At 71.7% G+C, this 15,839-nt stretch carries 17 protein-coding genes; 16 read left to right on the forward strand and 1 reads right to left on the reverse strand.

Translation table 11 applies throughout. The annotated features are described in order from the left end of the window. Positions 1 to 115: 115 nt before the first annotated feature. From AC069X_RS23975 to nusB, 14 genes are all read left to right on the forward strand, one after another. Complete coding sequence (locus AC069X_RS23975; RefSeq protein ID WP_478731233.1) at positions 116 to 544, forward strand: DUF948 domain-containing protein; 429 nt, start codon at positions 116 to 118, stop codon at positions 542 to 544. Positions 545 to 552: 8 nt separating this feature from the next. Beyond that, positions 553 to 906, forward strand: a complete 354-nt coding sequence (locus tag AC069X_RS23980; protein WP_478731235.1) for a DUF6167 family protein — start codon at positions 553 to 555, stop codon at positions 904 to 906. After that, the gene (alaS, locus tag AC069X_RS23985) at positions 906 to 3,575 is read left to right on the forward strand and encodes an alanine--tRNA ligase (RefSeq protein ID WP_478731237.1); all 2,670 of its coding nucleotides are present in this window, start codon (positions 906 to 908) and stop codon (positions 3,573 to 3,575) included. Before AC069X_RS23980 ends, alaS begins: the two co-directional genes overlap by 1 nt. 2 nt (positions 3,576 to 3,577) lie before the next feature. Next, a complete protein-coding gene (gene ruvX, locus AC069X_RS23990; RefSeq protein WP_359121373.1) occupies positions 3,578 to 4,048 on the forward strand; it encodes a Holliday junction resolvase RuvX in 471 nt (156 codons plus the stop codon). Positions 4,049 to 4,177: 129 nt separating this feature from the next. Next, entirely contained in the window at positions 4,178 to 5,896 is a 1,719-nt protein-coding gene (mltG, locus tag AC069X_RS23995; protein ID WP_478731239.1) for an endolytic transglycosylase MltG, read from the forward strand. 6 nt (positions 5,897 to 5,902) lie between these two features. After that, entirely contained in the window at positions 5,903 to 6,730 is an 828-nt protein-coding gene (locus tag AC069X_RS24000) for a shikimate dehydrogenase (protein ID WP_478731241.1), read from the forward strand. 214 nt (positions 6,731 to 6,944) lie between these two features. Beyond that, the gene (aroC, locus tag AC069X_RS24005) at positions 6,945 to 8,129 is read left to right on the forward strand and encodes a chorismate synthase (RefSeq protein ID WP_478731243.1); all 1,185 of its coding nucleotides are present in this window, start codon (positions 6,945 to 6,947) and stop codon (positions 8,127 to 8,129) included. Next, positions 8,126 to 8,644, forward strand: coding sequence for a shikimate kinase (locus tag AC069X_RS24010; protein ID WP_478731245.1), 519 nt, complete (start codon positions 8,126 to 8,128; stop codon positions 8,642 to 8,644). The genes aroC and AC069X_RS24010 overlap by 4 nt, the downstream gene beginning before the upstream one ends. Then, positions 8,641 to 9,732: a 3-dehydroquinate synthase gene (aroB, locus tag AC069X_RS24015; protein ID WP_478731247.1), complete on the forward strand. Its 1,092-nt coding sequence runs from the start codon at positions 8,641 to 8,643 to the stop codon at positions 9,730 to 9,732. Before AC069X_RS24010 ends, aroB begins: the two co-directional genes overlap by 4 nt. Further along, the gene (aroQ, locus tag AC069X_RS24020) at positions 9,729 to 10,169 is read left to right on the forward strand and encodes a type II 3-dehydroquinate dehydratase (protein ID WP_281205782.1); all 441 of its coding nucleotides are present in this window, start codon (positions 9,729 to 9,731) and stop codon (positions 10,167 to 10,169) included. Before aroB ends, aroQ begins: the two co-directional genes overlap by 4 nt. 46 nt (positions 10,170 to 10,215) lie before the next feature. After that, a complete protein-coding gene (locus tag AC069X_RS24025; RefSeq protein ID WP_478731249.1) occupies positions 10,216 to 10,950 on the forward strand; it encodes an AAA family ATPase in 735 nt (244 codons plus the stop codon). Positions 10,951 to 11,055: 105 nt separating this feature from the next. Further along, positions 11,056 to 12,162, forward strand: coding sequence for an aminopeptidase P family protein (locus tag AC069X_RS24030; protein ID WP_478731251.1), 1,107 nt, complete (start codon positions 11,056 to 11,058; stop codon positions 12,160 to 12,162). A gap of 59 nt (positions 12,163 to 12,221) precedes the next feature. Further along, on the forward strand, positions 12,222 to 12,788 hold the full coding sequence (gene efp / locus AC069X_RS24035; RefSeq protein ID WP_478731253.1) for an elongation factor P: 567 nt from the start codon (positions 12,222 to 12,224) through the stop codon (positions 12,786 to 12,788). Between the two features lie 2 nt (positions 12,789 to 12,790). Next, entirely contained in the window at positions 12,791 to 13,222 is a 432-nt protein-coding gene (nusB, locus tag AC069X_RS24040) for a transcription antitermination factor NusB (RefSeq protein WP_478731255.1), read from the forward strand. Positions 13,223 to 13,408: 186 nt separating this feature from the next. Here nusB and bldD read toward each other — a convergent pair whose 3' ends face one another. Next, positions 13,409 to 13,909: a transcriptional regulator BldD gene (gene bldD / locus AC069X_RS24045; protein ID WP_007263032.1), complete on the reverse strand. Its 501-nt coding sequence runs from the start codon at positions 13,907 to 13,909 to the stop codon at positions 13,409 to 13,411. A gap of 249 nt (positions 13,910 to 14,158) precedes the next feature. Between bldD and pyrR the strand changes: the two genes are divergently transcribed. Beyond that, entirely contained in the window at positions 14,159 to 14,746 is a 588-nt protein-coding gene (gene pyrR / locus AC069X_RS24050; RefSeq protein ID WP_478731257.1) for a bifunctional pyr operon transcriptional regulator/uracil phosphoribosyltransferase PyrR, read from the forward strand. A gap of 103 nt (positions 14,747 to 14,849) precedes the next feature. Further along, complete coding sequence (locus AC069X_RS24055; RefSeq protein ID WP_478731259.1) at positions 14,850 to 15,839, forward strand: aspartate carbamoyltransferase catalytic subunit; 990 nt, start codon at positions 14,850 to 14,852, stop codon at positions 15,837 to 15,839.

Here is a 15,839-nt window from a genome sequence, read left to right on the forward strand (position 1 = left end):
CCGAATTCCGGTACTGCGGCGGATCTCCGGCGCGATAGGGTCGGAGGAAGACTTTTCCGCGTAGTCGATCCGTAGGCAATCCGTAGAAGACGAGCAGATCAGGGAGCGGTGCAACGTGTCCGGTGGAGAGGTGGCCGGCATCCTCGTGGCCGTCTTCTGGGCCATCCTGGTGTCCTTCCTCGCCCTAGCGCTGGTACGGCTCGCGCAGGTGCTGCGGGCCACCACCAAGCTCGTGGCCGACGTCACCGAGCAGGCCGTCCCGCTGCTCGCGGACGCCTCGACGACCGTACGCTCCGCGCGCACCCAGCTCGACCGGGTCGACGCCATCGCGAGCGACGTCCAGGAGGTCACCTCCAACGCCTCCGCGCTGTCCTCCACCGTGGCCACCACCTTCGGCGGACCCCTGGTCAAGGTCGCGGCCTTCGGCTACGGCGTCCGCAAGGCGCTGGGCCGCACGGAGGACGCCCCGCAGAAGACCACCCGGCGAAACGTGATCGTCGGCCGTACGGTGCCGGCGGCCCGGCGCCGGAAGCAGAAGGGCTGAGACCGCCGATGTTCCGCCGAGCCTTCTGGTTCACCGCAGGCGCCGCCGCCGGCGTGTGGGCCACGACCAAGGTCAACCGCCAGCTGAAGAAGCTGACGCCGGAGAGCCTCGCCGCCCAGGCCGCCGACAAGGCAGTGGAGGCCGGGCACCGCCTCAAGGAGTTCGCCCTCGACGTCAAGGCGGGAATGACGCAGCGCGAAGACGAGCTGAACGACGCACTGGGGCTCCACCAGGACCCCGACCGGCCCGACAACGTCACCGCCCTTCCCGGGCCGCGGCGGCTGCCGGCCATCGAGTACCACCAGACCACCCACCGTTCGAACAAATCGACGGTCACGCACAACCGGAATGAGGACCACTGATGGAGTCGGCTGAAATCCGCCGCCGCTGGCTGAGCTTCTTCGAGGAGCGCGGTCACACCGTTGTCCCTTCGGCGTCGCTCATCGCGGACGACCCGACTCTGCTGCTGGTGCCCGCGGGCATGGTGCCCTTCAAGCCCTACTTCCTGGGCGAGACCAAGCCGCCGGCCCCGACGCTCACCAGCGTCCAGAAGTGCGTCCGCACGCCGGACATCGAAGAGGTCGGCAAGACCACCCGCCACGGCACGTTCTTCCAGATGTGCGGCAACTTCTCCTTCGGGGACTACTTCAAGGAAGGCGCCATCAAGTACGCCTGGGAGCTGCTCACCAGCTCCGTGGCGGACGGCGGCTACGGCCTTGAGCCCGAGAAGCTCTGGATCACGGTCTACCTCGACGACGACGAGGCCGAGGCCATCTGGCGCGACGTGATCGGCGTCCCCGCCGAGCGCATCCAGCGTCTGGGCAAGAAGGACAACTTCTGGTCCATGGGCGTCCCCGGCCCCTGCGGCCCCTGCTCCGAGATCAACTACGACCGCGGCCCCGAGTTCGGCGTCGAGGGCGGCCCGGCCGTCAACGACGAGCGGTACGTGGAGATCTGGAACCTGGTCTTCATGCAGTACGAGCGCGGCGCCGGCGACGGGAAGGAAGACTTCCCGATCCTCGGTGACCTGCCGTCGAAGAACATCGACACCGGTCTCGGCCTCGAACGCCTCGCGATGATCCTGCAGGGCGTCCAGAACATGTACGAGACCGACACCCTGCGCGTGGTCATGGACAAGGCCACCGAGCTGACCGGCGTCCGCTACGGCGCCGCCCAGAACACGGACGTCTCCCTGCGCGTGGTCGCCGACCACATCCGCACTTCGACCATGCTCATCGGTGACGGCGTCACGCCGGGCAACGAGGGCCGCGGCTACGTGCTGCGCCGCATCATGCGCCGCGCCATCCGGAACATGCGCCTCATGGGCGCCACCGGTCCGGTCGTCCAGGACCTGATCAACGTCGTGATCGAGACGATGGGCCGGCAGTACCCGGAGCTCATCACCGACCGCAAGCGCATCGAGACCGTCGCCCTCGCCGAGGAGGCCGCGTTCCTCAAGGCCATCAAGGGCGGCACCAACATCCTCGACACCGCCGTCACCGAGACCAAGGCCGCCGGCGGCACGGTCCTCTCCGGCGACAAGGCGTTCCTGCTCCACGACACCTGGGGCTTCCCGATCGACCTCACCCTGGAGATGGCCGCCGAGCAGGGCCTCTCCGTGGACGAGCCCGGCTTCCGCCGCCTGATGCAGGAGCAGCGCGACCGCGCCAAGGCCGACGCCAAGGCCAAGAAGACCGGCCACGCCGACATGTCGGCCTACCGGGAGATCGCCGACGGCTCCGGCGCCACCGAGTTCACCGGCTACGTCACCAACCAGGGCGAGGCCACCATCGTCGGCCTGCTGGTCAACGGCGTCTCCGCGCCCGCCGCCTCCGAGGGCGACGAGGTCGAGGTCGTCCTCGACCGCACCCCCTTCTACGCCGAGGGCGGCGGCCAGCTCGCCGACCAGGGCCGCATCAAGCTCGACACGGGCGCCGTCATCGAGGTCCGCGACGTCCAGCAGCCGGTCCCCGGTGTCTCCGTGCACAAGGGCTCCGTCCAGGTCGGCGAGGTGACGGTGGGCGCCTCCGCGTACGCCGCCATCGACGGCAAGCGCCGCCGGGCCATCGCCCGCGCCCACTCGGCCACGCACCTGACCCACCAGGCGCTGCGCGACGCCCTCGGCCCGACGGCCGCCCAGGCCGGCTCCGAGAACAGCCCTGGCCGCTTCCGCTTCGACTTCGGTTCGCCGAACGCCGTCCCCGGCTCGGTCCTCACCGACGTCGAGCAGAAGATCAACGACGTGCTCTCCCGCGAGCTCGACGTCACCGCCGAGGTCATGAGCATCGACGAGGCGAAGAAGCAGGGCGCCATCGCCGAGTTCGGCGAGAAGTACGGCGAGCGGGTCCGCGTCGTCACCATCGGCGACTTCTCCAAGGAGCTGTGCGGCGGCACGCACGTCGGCAACACCTCCCAGCTGGGCCTGGTGAAGCTGCTCGGCGAGTCCTCCATCGGCTCCGGCGTGCGCCGTGTCGAGGCCCTCGTCGGCGTCGACGCGTACAACTTCCTCGCCAAGGAGCACACGGTCGTCGCCCAGCTCCAGGAGCTGGTCAAGGGCCGTCCGGAGGAGCTGCCGGAGAAGATCGCCGCCATGCTCGGCAAGCTGAAGGACGCCGAGAAGGAGATCGAGAAGTTCCGCGCGGAGAAGGTCCTCCAGGCCGCCGCCGGTCTCGCCTCGAACGCCCAGGACATCCGCGGCGTCGCCCTCGTCGTCGGCCAGGTGCCGGACGGCACCGGCGCCGACGACCTGCGCAAGCTGGTCCTCGACGTCCGCGGCCGCATCCCGGGCGACCGCCCGGCCGTCGTCGCACTGTTCACCGTGGCGAACGACCGCCCGCTGACCGTCATCGCCACCAACGAGGCGGCCCGCGAGCGCGGTCTCAAGGCCGGTGACCTGGTCCGTACCGCCGCCAAGACCCTCGGCGGCGGCGGTGGCGGCAAGCCGGACGTGGCCCAGGGCGGCGGCCAGAACCCGGGCGCCGTGCCCGAGGCCATCGCCGCGGTCGAGCGCCTCGTGGCGGAGACGGCCTGACGATGAGCCTGCGCCGTGGCCGCCGACTGGCCATCGATGTCGGAGACGCCCGGATCGGGGTCGCGTCCTGCGACCCCGACGGGGTGCTGGCCACGCCGGTGGAGACCGTCCCGGGCCGGGACATCCCCTTCGCCCACCGGCGGCTGCGGCAGCTCGTCGAGGAGTACGAGCCCCTCGAAGTCGTGGTCGGCCTCCCCCGCTCGCTCAGCGGGCGGGAGGGGCCGGCCGCGGCCAAGGTGCGCGCATTCGCGAACGAACTCGCCAAGGGAATCAAGCCGGTGACGGTGCGCCTGGTGGACGAGCGGATGACCACGGTCACCGCCGCCCAGGGCCTGCGGGCCTCCGGCCGGAACGCGAAGAAGGGCCGTTCGGTCATCGACCAGGCGGCCGCTGTGGTCATCCTCCAGAACGCTCTTGAGACCGAACGGGTATCAGGTAATCCGCCCGGTGAGTGCGTCGAAGTGGTTGTCTGATCGCGATACGGTAACGTTCCGCGCGATGAGACGGCATTCGAACAGCCGTCGCTCACCACCAAAGAGGCGGAACCGGGTGTCGCGGCCGAAAAGAGCCCGCGACCTTCGTCTCGCGGCTCTAGGGGACCGATGACTGACTATGGCCGGGGCCACGGCTCCGAACCGTGGAACCCCCAGGACCCCCTCTACGGGGACCAGGGGTGGACCGCGCACCAGACGCAGCAGGCGCAGGTGCCCTACGGCGGGGAACAGCAGCAGTACCCGCACCCGCAGGAGCCGCAGTACCAGCAGCAGTACGCGGGCCCGTACCCGCAGCAGTACGACGACCAGGGCTACGCCCAGCAGGTCCAGTACCAGCAGATGCAGCAGCAGATGGCCCAGCAGGCGGCCCCCCAGCCCATGGCCCCGCAGCCGGTGTACGACGGCGGCGGCCAGGCCTGGGGGGACACCGGCCAGGGCCAGTACGCGGCCGCGGCCGTGCAGGTCGACCCGTACGCCGGGGCGGACCCGTACGCCCAGCAGGCCGTCGGGACCTACCCCGGTGAGGCCCCCGACCTGTACACCACGGCCGAGGCCTATCCGCCGCCGCAGCCGCCCGGCCTGCGCCACCTCGAACCGGAACCGGTCGAGGACCCGCTCGCCGAGGACGAAGAGGACATCGTGGCCGGATCCGGCCGCGGTACGGACGACGGCGACGAGCCGCCCGCGCGCGGGCGCCGCGGCGGCGGCCGCGCCAAGGGCGGCAAGGGCGGCAAACAGAAGAAACGCAGCGGCGCCGCCTGCCTGATCGCCGCCGTGGTGATCATCGGTGTCGTCGGCGGTGGCGGCTACTACGGCTACAACTACCTCCACGACCGCTTCGCCCCGGCCGAGGACTTCGCGGGCGAGGGCACCGACGAGATCGTCGAGGTCGAGATCCCCAAGGACGCCGGCATCGGCCAGATGGGCCGCATCCTCAAGCAGGCCGGCGTGGTCGCCAGCGCCCAGGCCTTCGTCGACGCGGCGAACGCCAACCCCAGGGGCAAGTCGATCCAGCCCGGCGTCTACCCGATGAAGAAGAAGATGTCGGCCTCGGCCGCCGTCGCGCTGATGATCGACCCCAGCAAGCTGAACGTCATCACCATCGCCGAGGGCCTGCGCAACTCCAAGATCTACGAGGCCATCGACAAGAAGCTCGGCAAACCGGAAGGCACCACGAAGGACATCGCCCAGCGCGAGGCGAAGAACCTCGGCCTGCCGGCCTGGGCCGGCAGCAACACGAAGCTCATCGATCCGCTGGAAGGCTTCCTCCTCCCCGCGCGCTACGACCTGAAGAAGGACACGACGCCCGAGTCGCTGCTCCGGCAGATGGTCAAGAACGCGGCCGACAAGTACGCGGAGATGGGGATCGAGGGCAAGGCCAAGGAGCTGAACCTGGAGAACCCCCTCCAGGTGGTCACCGTCGCCAGCCTCGTGAACGCCGAGGGCAAGAACCACGACGACTTCCGCAAGATGGCCGAGGTGGTCTACAACCGCCTCAAGAAGACCAACGACGTCACGAACCAGCGGCTCCAGTTCGACTCCACGTACAACTACATCAAGAACCAGAGCGAACTGAACTTCAACCTGAAGGAAGCCCAGGCCTTCGACCACCCGTACAACACGCACTTCGTCAAGGGACTGCCGCCCGGCCCGATCGGGAACCCCGGCCTGGACGCGCTGACCGCTACGCTCAACCCCGACCACGGCGGCTGGATGTTCTTCGTGTCGGTCGACGGCGACAAGACGACCTTCACGAAGACGTACGAAGAGCACATGAAGCTCGCCGACGAGTTCCAGGCACGGCAGAAGCAGAAGAACGGCGGGTAGCAGGACATGTCACGGATACGGGCCGCGGTGCTGGGTTCGCCCATCGAGCACTCCCTCTCACCGGTGCTGCACCGCGCCGCGTACCGGGAGCTCGGCCTCGGCGACTGGTCCTACGACCGGTTCGAGATCGACGAGGCCGCGCTGCCCGCCTTCGTGGCCGGCCTCGGTCCCGAGTGGGCCGGGCTGTCGCTGACCATGCCGCTCAAGCGGGCGATCATCCCGCTGCTGGACGGGATCAGCGACACCGCGGCCTCCGTGGAGGCCGTCAACACGGTCGTCTTCACCGAGGACGGCCGCCGCGTCGGCGACAACACCGACATCCCCGGCATCGTCGCCGCCCTGCACGAGCGCGGCGTGGACAAGGTGCCCGCCGCCGCCGTCCTCGGGGCGGGCGCCACCGCCTCCTCGGCGCTCGCCGCCCTCGCCCGGATCTGCACCGGCGAGGTCACCGCGTACGTCCGCTCGGAGGCCCGCGCCGACGAGATGCGCCAGTGGGGCGAGCGGCTCGGCGTCGACGTCCGTACGGCCGACTGGTCGCGGGCGGCCGACGCCCTGCACGCCCCCCTGGTCATCGCCACCACCCCGGCCGGCGCCACGGACGGGCTCGCCCCCGCCGTCCCCGACGCGCCCGGCACCCTCTTCGACGTCCTCTACGACCCCTGGCCCACCGCGCTGGCCGCCTCCTGGTCCGGGCGCGGCGGCACCCTCCTCGGCGGCCTCGACCTGCTCGTCCACCAGGCCGTCCTCCAGGTCGAGCAGATGACCGGCCGCACGCCCGGCCCCCTGGCGGCCATGCGGTCCGCCGGGGAAGCGGCCCTGCGCGCCCGCCACTGACCGACCGCCCCGCGGCCCCGTCACCGAGCCCGCGCGGGCGTCCGCGTAGGGACCGGATAGCCGCGCCCGGCACGATCAGGCCGCGCACTCCCAGTCCGTCAGCTGGACCGAGATCGGCCGGGCGGCCCGGACGTGGGAGGATTCGGGTACGGGCGTCCGGTCCGCGCAGCCGGACGCGTCGTCGCAGTGCCAGGCGCGAGCATGAGGAGCATCGTTGAGCAGGTTGCGTTGGCTGACCGCAGGAGAGTCGCACGGACCGGCACTGGTCGCGACGCTGGAGGGCCTTCCCGCCGGCGTCCCGGTCACCACCGAGCTGGTGGCCGACCACCTGGCGAGGCGCCGGCTCGGCTATGGCCGCGGTGCCCGCATGAAGTTCGAGCAGGACGAGATCACCTTCCTCGGCGGCGTCCGCCACGGCCTGTCCCAGGGCGGCCCGGTCGCGGTGATGATCGGCAACACCGAGTGGCCCAAGTGGGAGACCGTCATGTCGGCCGACCCGGTCGACCCCTCCCTGCTCAAGGACACCGGCCGCAACGCGCCGCTGACCCGTCCCCGCCCCGGCCACGCCGACCTCGCCGGCATGCAGAAGTACGGCTTCGACGAGGCCCGGCCGATCCTGGAGCGCGCCAGCGCCCGTGAGACCGCCGCCCGCGTCGCCCTCGGCGCCGTCGCCCGCTCCTTCATCAAGGAGGTCGCGGGCATCGAGATCGTCTCCCACGTGGTGGAACTGGCCTCGGCCAAGGCCCCCTACGGCGTCTACCCGACCCCCGCCGACGTCGAGAAGCTCGACGCCGACCCGGTCCGCTGCCTCGACGCCGACGCGTCGAAGGCGATGGTCGCGGAGATCGACCAGGCCCACAAGGACGGCGACACCCTGGGCGGCGTCGTCGAGGTCCTCGCATACGGCGTGCCCGTCGGCCTCGGCTCCCACGTCCACTGGGACCGCCGCCTCGACGCCCGCCTCGCCGCCGCGCTCATGGGCATCCAGGCCATCAAGGGCGTCGAGGTCGGCGACGGCTTCGAGCTGGCCCGCGTGCCCGGCTCCCAGGCGCACGACGAGATCGTCTCCACCCCCGAGGGCCTCAAGCGCACCTCCGGCCGCTCCGGCGGCACCGAGGGCGGCCTGACCACCGGCGAGCTGCTGCGCGTACGCGCCGCGATGAAGCCCATCGCGACCGTGCCGCGCGCACTGGCCACCGTCGACGTCGCCACCGGCGAGGCCGCCGTCGCCCATCACCAGCGCTCCGACGTCTGCGCCGTGCCCGCCGCGGGCATCGTCGCCGAGGCCATGGTCGCGCTCGTGCTGGCCGACGCCGTGGTCGAGAAGTTCGGCGGCGACTCGGTCCCCGAGACCCGCCGCAACGTGCGGTCCTACCTCGACAACCTGCAGATCCGGTGACGGGCGGCCCCCTGGTCGTCCTCGTCGGACCCATGGGTTCCGGCAAGTCCACGGTGGGCGGCCTGCTCGCCCGCCGGCTCGGCGTCCCCTACCGGGACACCGACGCGGACATCGTCGCGGCCCAGGGCCGGGAGATCTCCGACATCTTCGTCGACGAGGGCGAGCCGTACTTCCGTGAGCTGGAGCGTGCGGCCGTCGCGGCCGCCGTCGCCGAGCACACCGGGGTCCTCGCCCTCGGCGGCGGGGCCGTCCTCGACGAGGGCACCCGTGCCCTGCTGAGCGGACTGCCCGTCGCCTACCTGTCGATGGACGTCGAGGAGGCCGTGCGCCGCGTCGGCCTCGGCGCCGCCCGGCCGCTGCTCGCCGTCAACCCGCGCCGCCAGTGGCGCGAGCTGATGGAGGCCCGGCGCCACCTGTACACCGAAGTCGCGCGCGTCGTCGTGGCCACCGACGACCGCACCCCCGAAGAGGTCGCCCAGGCGGTCCTCGACGCTCTGGAGTTGAAGGACGTATGACAGACCAGGTGACGCGGATCCACGTCGGCGCGAGCGCCGGACACGACGCGTACGACGTGCTGGTCGGCCGGCAGCTGCTCGGCGAGCTGGGCGGCCTGATCGGCACGAAGGCCCAGCGGGTCGCCGTGATCCACCCCGAGGCGCTGGCCGACACCGGCGAGGCGCTGCGCGCGGACCTGGCGGAGCAGGGCTACGAGGCGATCGCCATCCAGGTGCCGAACGCCGAGGAGGCCAAGACCGTCGAGGTGGCCGCGTACTGCTGGAAGGCGCTCGGCCAGTCCAGCTTCACCCGCACCGACGTCATCGTCGGCGTCGGCGGCGGCGCCACCACCGACCTGGCGGGCTTCGTCGCGGCCAGCTGGCTGCGCGGGGTGCGCTGGATCGCCGTCCCCACCACCGTCCTGGCGATGGTGGACGCGGCCGTCGGTGGCAAGACCGGCATCAACACCGCCGAGGGCAAGAACCTCGTCGGCGCCTTCCACCCGCCGGCCGGGGTGCTCTGCGACCTCGCCGCGCTGGAGTCGCTGCCGGTCAACGACTACGTCAGCGGCCTGGCCGAGATCATCAAGGCCGGGTTCATCGCCGACCCGGTGATCCTCGACCTGATCGAGGAGGACCCGGCGGCGGCCCGTACGCCCGCCGGGCCCCACACGGCCGAGCTGATCTGCCGTTCCATCCAGGTCAAGGCCGACGTGGTCTCCAGCGACCTGAAGGAGTCGGGGCTGCGGGAGATCCTCAACTACGGCCACACCCTCGCGCACGCCATCGAGAAGAACGAGCGCTACAAGTGGCGGCACGGTGCGGCGGTCTCCGTCGGCATGGTCTTCGCGGCCGAACTCGGCCGGCTGGCCGGGCGCCTGGACGACGCCACGGCCGACCGCCACAAGGCGGTACTGGCCTCGGTCGGCCTGCCGCTGACCTACCGCGGCGACCAGTGGACCAAGCTGCTCCAGACCATGCAGGTCGACAAGAAGTCCCGCGGCAACCTGCTGCGCTTCATCGTCCTGGACGGACTGGCCAAGCCCACCGTGCTGGAGGGCCCCGACCCGGCGCACCTGGTCGCCGCGTACGGCGAGGTCTCCGCGTGAGCCGCCGGGTGCTGGTCCTGAACGGCCCGAACCTGGGCCGGCTCGGGTCCCGCGAGCCCGATGTGTACGGGGCCACCTCGTACGCGGGCCTCGTGGAGAGCTGCCGCACCCTGGGCGCGGAGCTCGGCTTCGACGTCGAGGTCCGCGAGACCAACGACGAGGGCGAGCTGGTGCGCTGGCTGCACGAGGCGGCGGACGGCAAGATCCCGGTCGTCATCAACCCGGGCGCCTTCACGCACTACTCGTACGCCATGCGGGACGCGGCCGCGCAGCGGACCGCCCCGCTGATCGAGGTGCACATCTCCAACCCGTACGCCCGGGAGGAGTTCCGGCACACCTCGGTCATCGCCGCCGTGGCCACCGGCACCGTCGCGGGCTTCGGGCTGGGGTCCTACCGGCTGGCACTGCGTGCGCTGGCCGAAGAGGTCACGGCCTGAGATAACGTTCTCGCATCAGTCGCCTGAACGAGACGGAGTGGCGCGGATGCAGCACGGAGTGGGGGGCTGGGGCCCGCCGGGACAACACCCGGCGGTGCCCCCGCAGCCGCCGATACCCCCTGCGCAGGGCTGGCCGGTGGCGCCGGTCCCCGACGCGACGGGCCACATCCCGCTGCCTCCCGCCGCGGCCCCCGCGGCGTCCCCGCCCGCGCCCGGCACCGGCGGGGCCGTGCTCGCCGTCCTGCTGATCGGCCCGGCGGGCGCCGGCAAGACGACCGTGGCCCGGCACTGGGCGGGCACCCGCCCCGTGCCGACCGCGCACATCAGCCTGGACGACGTCCGCGAGTGGGTCTGCTCCGGCTTCGCGGACCCGCAGGCCGGCTGGAACGAGCACTCCGAGGCCCAGTACCGCCTGGCCCGCCGCACCTGCGGCTTCGCCGCCCGCAACTTCCTGGCCAACGGCATCTCCTGCATCCTCGACGACGCGGTCTTCCCGGACCGGCCCGTGGTGGGCCTCGGCGGCTGGAAGCGGCACGTGGGGCCCGCCCTGCTGCCGGTCGTGCTGCTGCCCGGCCTGGACGTCGTCCTCGACCGCAACGCGGCCCGCTCCGGCAACCGCCGGCTCTCCGACGAGGAAGTCGCCCGCATCCACGGCCGGATGGCGGGCTGGTACGGCTCGGGGCTGCCGATCATCGACAACTCCCACCTCGATGTCGAGGGCACCGCGCGGGCCCTGGACGAGGCCCTCGCGCGGGCACTGACGAGCCCGCCCCGCTGGTAGGGCGGCCGGTACCGCCGGCCGGACCGCCGGTGCCGGGCAGGGGCCCGGCCCCGTCCGGACGCGCTCGCCGGGCCGGATGGGCGGGGCGCTCGTAGGCTCGGAGACATGTCCGACGTGTACGAGGCCCGCAGGGGCCTGCTCCGCGAGCGCTGCGCCGCCGCGGGCAACTCCGCAGCCCTGGTCACGCGTCCGGCGAACGTCCGCTACCTCGCCGGGGCGTCCCCGCTGGGCGCCGTCCTGCTGGTCGGGCCCGCCGAAGACGTGCTGTTCTGCCCCGGGGCGCCCACCGGCGAGGCGGAGGAGGGCCGGCTCGACGAGGCGCTGCGGGTGTCCGTCCTGCCCGCGCCCGGCGCCGATCCGGCCGTGGCCGCCGCGGACCTGGCCGCCTCCGCCCGGGCCGAGTCCCTCGCCGTCGAGGAGCACCACCTCACCGTGGGCAGGCACCGGGCCGTGCACTCGGTCGCGCCCCGGCTGAGGCTGGCCGACCTCGGCACGGCCGTGGAGCAGCAGCGGCTGGTCAAGGACGAGGAGGAGATCGCCTGCCTGCGGATCGCCGCCGAGATCGCCGATCAGGCCCTGGGCGAGCTGCTGGAGTCGATCCTCGTCGGCCGGACCGAACGCCACCTGGCCCTGGAGCTGGAGCGCCGCCTCGTCGACCACGGCGCGGACGGCCCCGCCTTCCCCACCTCCGTCGGCACCGGCCCGCACTCCGGGCGCTCCCGGCACCGGCCCTCCGACCGGCGGGTGGAGGAGGGCGACTTCCTCTCCGTCTGCCTCGGCGCGAACTACCGGGGCTACCGCTGCGAGATCGGCCGTACCTTCGTGATCGGGACCACCCCCGCCGACTGGCAGATCGAGCTGTACGACCTCGTCTTCGCGGCCCAGCGTGCGGGCCGGCAGGCCCTGCTGCCGGGGGCCGCGTACCGCGACGTGGACCACGCGGCACGGTCCGTACTGGACTCCGCGGGGCACGGTGAGGCCCTCGCGGGGTGGATGGGACACGGTGTGGGCCTCGAAATCGACGAGGACCCGCAGCTTGCACCTACGGCAATGGGTAAACTGGACGCTTGCGTGCCGGTCACCGTCGAACCGGGGGTTCACCTCCCCGGCCGGGGAGGTGTCCGGATCGATGACACGCTCGTCGTGCGCCCCGAGGCGGACGGCGGTCCCGAGCTACTCACCATTACGACCAAGGAGCTGCTCGCGCTCTAGTCCGCGACACCGGACCGTGCGCGCATCCGTGGTCTTCCAGTGCAGGAGATTCCGCAACCGTGGCTTCCACGAACGACCTCAAGAACGGCATGGTGCTCAAGCTCGACGGTGACCAGCTCTGGTCCGTCGTCGAGTTCCAGCACGTCAAGCCCGGCAAGGGCCCGGCCTTCGTGCGCACCAAGCTCAAGCACGTGCTCTCCGGCAAGGTCGTCGACAAGACCTTCAACGCCGGCACGAAGGTCGACACCGCCACGATCGACCGGCGCGACATGCAGTTCTCGTACATGGACGGCGACTACTTCGTCTTCATGGACATGCAGACCTACGACCAGCTGATGGTCTCCCGCGCCGCCGTCGGCGACGCCGCCAACTTCCTCATCGAGGGCTTCACCGCCTCCGTGGCCCAGCACGAGGGCGAGGTGCTCTACGTCGAGCTCCCGGCCGCCGTCGAGCTGACCATCGAGCACACGGACCCGGGCGTCCAGGGCGACCGCTCCACCGGCGGCACCAAGCCGGCCCGCCTGGAGACCGGCCACGAGATCCAGGTCCCGCTCTTCGTCACCACCGGCGAGAAGATCAAGGTCGACACCCGCACCAGCGCCTACCTCGGCCGGGTGAACAGCTAACCGTGGCTGCCCGGAGCAACGCGCGCAAGCGCGCCTTCCAGATCCTCTTCGAGGCCGACCAGCGCGGTGTGCCCGTGCGCGAGGTCCTCGCGGACTGGATCCGCCACTCGCGGTCGGACGACCGGCAGCCGCCGGTCAACGCCTTCACGATGGATCTCGTCGAGGGCTACGCCGACAAGGTGAAGCGCATCGACGACCTGATCGTCACCTACGCCGTGGACTGGGACCTCGACCGCATGCCCGTCGTGGACCGCAGCATCCTGCGGCTGGGCGCCTACGAGCTGATCTGGGTCGACGAGACCCCGGACGCCGTGGCGATCGACGAGGCCGTGCAGCTGGCCAAGGAGTTCTCCACGGACGACTCCCCGGCCTTCGTGAACGGCCTGCTGGCCCGCTTCAAGGACCTGAAGCCGAGCCTGCGCCGGGGCGAGTAGTCCCGGGGCCGGACGGCTGCGCGGAGGGCCCGCGGCGCACACGCGCCCCGGGCCCTCCGCCGTTCCGTTTCCGGGGCCCCACGGGCTTCGGTCGGTCGACCGACGAAAAACCGGCGGGTGCCGGCGCCCTGGGGCACCGGCACCCGCCGGTAACGTTTCTGCTGAGCCGGGACGGAACCCGGGGGACTAGATGTCCTCGTGGGCCACGGCGCGACGCGCGTCGGCGTCGAGGACGCCCCAGCTGATGAGCTGCTCGGTCAGGACCGAGGGCGACTGGTCGTAGATGACGGCCAGGGTGCGCAGGTCGTCCTGGCGGATCGACAGCACCTTGCCGTTGTAGTCGCCGCGCTGGCTCTGGATGGTCGCCGCGTAGCGCTGGAGCGGGCCGGCCTTCTCGGCGGGGACGCCCGCCAGGCGCTCCAGGTCGAGGCGCAGCTTCGGCGGCGGCTCGGCCGCACCGCCGGGGGTCGTGCCCGGCAGCAGTTCCTGGACCGGAACCCCGTAGAAGTCCGCCAGCTCGGCGAGGCGCTGGACGGTCACGGCGCGGTCCCCGCGCTCGTACGAGCCGACGACCACGGCCTTCCAACGGCCCTGGGACTTCTCCTCGACACCGTGGAGGGAGAGGCCCTGCTGGGTGCGGATGGCGCGGAGCTTGGCCCCGAGCTGTTTGGCGTATTCGCTGGACATAACGCTCCCGGACGCTGTGACGCTGTGACTACATGGAGACCATGCGGCTCCGCCGCGCGGCTGGTAACTCACTGTGAGGTTACGCAGCGTTACGTGGATGCGTCAAGCCGAATGCTCTTCCACGCCCTCGTACGAGGGGCCCCGCCGGGCCCCCGTGCGAAGGTCCCGGCCGACCCCTGGTACCGTGGACGGCGTACATCAGACGTCCTTTAAGGTCCGTCCCGTGAGGCGGAGAAGGAGGTCCTTTTCATGGACAGCACGACTTCCCAGGTCCCGGCCGACGAAGCGATGCGCCCCGTTCTGGAGGCGCAGGACATCGCCCGGGTCCTGACGCGTATCGCCCACGAGATCGTCGAACGCGCCAAGGGCGCCGACGACGTGGTGCTCCTCGGCATCCCCACCCGCGGTGTGTACCTGGCCCGCCGGCTGGCCGACAAGCTGGAGGAGATCACCGGGACGAAGATCCCGGTCGGTTCCCTCGACATCACCATGTACCGCGACGACCTGCGCCTGAAGCCCGCCCGGGCGATCGGCCGCACCGAGATCCCCGGCGACGGCATCGACGGCCGGCTGGTGATCCTCCTCGACGACGTCCTCTTCTCCGGCCGCACCATCCGGGCCGCCCTCGACGCGCTCGGCGACATCGGCCGCCCCCGCGCCGTCCAGCTCGCGGTCCTCGTCGACCGCGGCCACCGTGAACTTCCGATCCGCGCCGACTACGTGGGCAAGAACCTGCCCACCTCGCTGCGGGAGACCGTCAAGGTCCAGCTCCAGGAGGAGGACGGCCGCGACGCCGTGCTGCTCGGCCAGCGGACCGCCCGGGCAGCAGGTCAGTAGACCCCACGCGTACGGACCCCTCGCGGGGCCCGTGCCGAGGCCTGCCCTGCCCGCATCACCGTCAGCCCCGCCTGCCTGCCCTCCCGACTTACGGAGCACCCAGATGAAGCGCCACCTCATCTCGGCCGCCGACCTCACGCGCGACGACGCCGTCCTGATCCTCGACACCGCCGAGGAGATGGCCCGGGTCGCCGACCGGCCGATAAAGAAGCTGCCCACCCTGCGCGGCCTCACGATCTGCAACCTGTTCTTCGAGGACTCGACCCGCACCCGGATCTCCTTCGAAGCCGCCGAGAAGCGCCTCTCCGCCGACGTCATCAACTTCGCCGCGAAGGGCTCCAGCGTCTCCAAGGGCGAGTCCCTCAAGGACACCGCGCAGACCCTGGAGGCCATGGGCGTGGACGCCGTGGTCATCCGCCACCACGCCTCCGGTGCCCCCTACCGGCTCGCCAACTCCGGCTGGATCGACGCCCCGGTGATCAACGCCGGCGACGGCACCCACCAGCACCCCACCCAGGCCCTGCTCGACGCGTTCACCATGCGCCGCCGCCTGGTCGGCCGGGACGCCGGGCTCGGCAAGGGCCTCGACGGCCGCCGGATCACCCTCGTCGGCGACGTCCTGCACAGCCGCGTGGCCCGCTCCAACGTCGACCTGCTCCACACCCTCGGCGCCGAGGTCACCCTGGTGGCCCCGCCGACCCTGGTGCCGGTCGGCGTCGAGACCTGGCCCTGCGAGGTCTCGTACAGCCTGGACGAGGTGCTGCCGAAGTCCGACGCGGTCATGATGCTGCGTGTGCAGCGCGAGCGCATGAACGCAGCCTTCTTCCCGACCGAGCGCGAGTACTCCCGCCGCTACGGCCTGGACGCCGCCCGCATGGCCCGGATGCCCGAGCACGCCATCGTGATGCACCCCGGCCCCATGGTCCGCGGCATGGAGATCACCGCCGAGGTCGCCGACTCCGACCGCTGCACGGTCGTCGAGCAGGTCGCCAACGGCGTCTCGATCCGCATGGCCGTCCTGTACCTGCTGCTCGGAGGCTCCGAGCCCGCCGTCACCACCCCCGCCGCCGCCCGTACCGAGGAGAACAAGTAA

It is taken from the genome of Streptomyces sp. NPDC043896 (assembly GCF_056435605.1).